The organism is Streptomyces sp. NPDC059695, assembly GCF_042733785.1.
In the GTDB taxonomy this organism is placed as follows: Bacteria; Actinomycetota; Actinomycetes; order Streptomycetales; family Streptomycetaceae; genus Streptomyces.
This window is the reverse complement of record NZ_JBHWFF010000019.1, coordinates 80,395-82,180: the sequence shown is the minus strand read 5'-3', so window position 1 is coordinate 82,180 and position 1,786 is coordinate 80,395. Positions and strand designations below refer to the sequence as shown.

At 71.5% G+C, this 1,786-nt stretch carries 1 protein-coding gene; it reads right to left on the bottom strand.

Annotation, left to right across the window (positions count from 1 at the left end; translation table 11 throughout):
• Positions 1-97 precede the first annotated feature (97 nt).
• Positions 98-1,447 carry a nucleobase:cation symporter-2 family protein gene (locus ACFV2S_RS23620; RefSeq protein WP_385562670.1) on the bottom strand — a complete coding sequence of 450 codons (1,350 nt, stop codon included), beginning with the start codon at positions 1,445-1,447 and terminating at the stop codon, positions 98-100.
• Between the last annotated feature and the right edge of the window lie 339 nt (positions 1,448-1,786).

Genomic DNA, 1,786 nt, shown 5'->3' with positions numbered 1-1,786 from the left:
GTGGGGGTGTGTGTGTTTTTGTCTACACCCCCCCCCGCGCCCCCCCCCCGGGGGGGGCGCCCCCCCCCGGCCCCGGGCGGTGGGACGAGGAGCGGGCTCAGTGGACGTGCGCCGCCTTCGCCGAGGCGCTGCCGGAGATCTCGTCGCCCGGCTCCATGGGCGCGGTGACCTCGTCGGCGTCGCGGCCCCGGCCCAGGTGGTTGAAGACCACGTTGAGCAGGACGGCGGCGACGCAGCCGGTGGAGATGCCGGAGTCCAGGATGATCTGCGCCGTCTCCGGGAAGGCGTGGTAGAACTCCGGCTTGGTGATCGGGATGATGCCGACGGCCAGTGAGACCGCCACGATCAGCACGTTGTTGTCCTTCTCCAGGCCGGCCTTGACCAGGGTCTGGATGCCGCTCGCGGCGACCGAGCCGAAGAGGACCACACCGGCGCCGCCGAGGACGGGCCGGGGCACGACCGAGATGAGCGAGGCGGCGACCGGCGAGAGGCCCATCAGGACGAGGAAGCCACCGCCGGCGGCGACGACGAAGCGGCTGCGGATCCTGGTCATGGCGACCAGGCCGATGTTCTGCGCGAAGGCGCTGCACATGAAGCCGTTGAAGAACGGGCTGATCGCGGAGCCGAGGGTGTCGGCGCGCAGCCCGGCCGCGATGGTCTTCTCGTCGGCGGGCCGCTCGACGATCTCGCCGAGCGCCAGCATGTCGGCGGTCGACTCGGTCATGGAGACCAGCATGACCACGCACATCGAGATGATCGCGGCGAGGGCGAACTGCGGGGCGCCGAAGTGGAAGGGGGACGGGAAGCCGACGATGTCGGCCTCCTGCACCGGGCTGAAGTCGGTGACCCCGAACGGGATGGCGATGAGCGTGCCGAGGACGAGGCCGACGAGGACCGCGACCTGCTTCAGGAAGCCGCGGGTGAAGCGGCGGAGCAGCAGGACCACGACGAGCGTGATGCCGGCGAGCGAGAGGTACGTGGTCGAGCCGTAGTCCTTGGCCGCGGGGTTGGGCCCCTGGGCCCAGCCGAAGGCGACCGGGAGGAGGGAGACGCCTATGAGGGTGATCACGGTGCCGGTGACGACCGGCGGGAAGAAGCGCACGAGCCGGGAGAAGAAGGGGGCCGCGGCGAAGCCGAGGAGTCCGGCGACGATGATCGCCCCGAAGATCACGGGGAGGGCGTCGGCCTTGTTCTCGGTGGTGTCGACGATCGCGAGCATCGGCGCGACGCCGGCGAAGGTGACGCCGTTGACGAACGGCAGCTTGGCGCCGATCTTCCAGACGCCGAGGGTCTGGAGGAAGGTGGCGAGGCCGGCGGTGAAGAGGCTGGCGCCGGTGAGGAAGGTGAGTTCGGTGCCGGAGAGGCCGACGGCCGCTCCGACGATCAGGGGCGGGGCGACGACGCCCGCGTACATCGCGGCGACGTGCTGGAGGCCGCTGGTGAGCATCTTGAGTGGGGGCAGCGTCTCGTCGACCGGATGCTTCTCGCGGTCTTCGGGAGCGGAGCCTGCTTCTGTTGCATTGCGAACCTGGGGCTTGGCGGCCACGGCGGTTCCTCCGGTCGGTTACACGTCGGCGGTGACGCGGGGTTCATGGAGGTGGTGCGAAGCGGTGCGAAGTGCAGGAGGTGCGGCTCGGTGCGGGGTGGAGCGGTGGGGCGGAGGTGTGCCGCGGAGGGGGTGCGGCGCGGGGGGACGGGTGCCCGGTGTGGGGGTGCGGGCGTGCTTCACCGTCCCGGGGGGGGGGGGGGGCGGCTGGGTGGTCGCGACCCACACCCCGCGGAGGCG

Coding starts and splice junctions, on each gene's coding strand:
- ACFV2S_RS23620 (WP_385562670.1), bottom strand. CDS start 1,447: ATGCTCACCAGCGGCCTCCAGCACGTCGCCGCGATGTACGCGGGCGTC.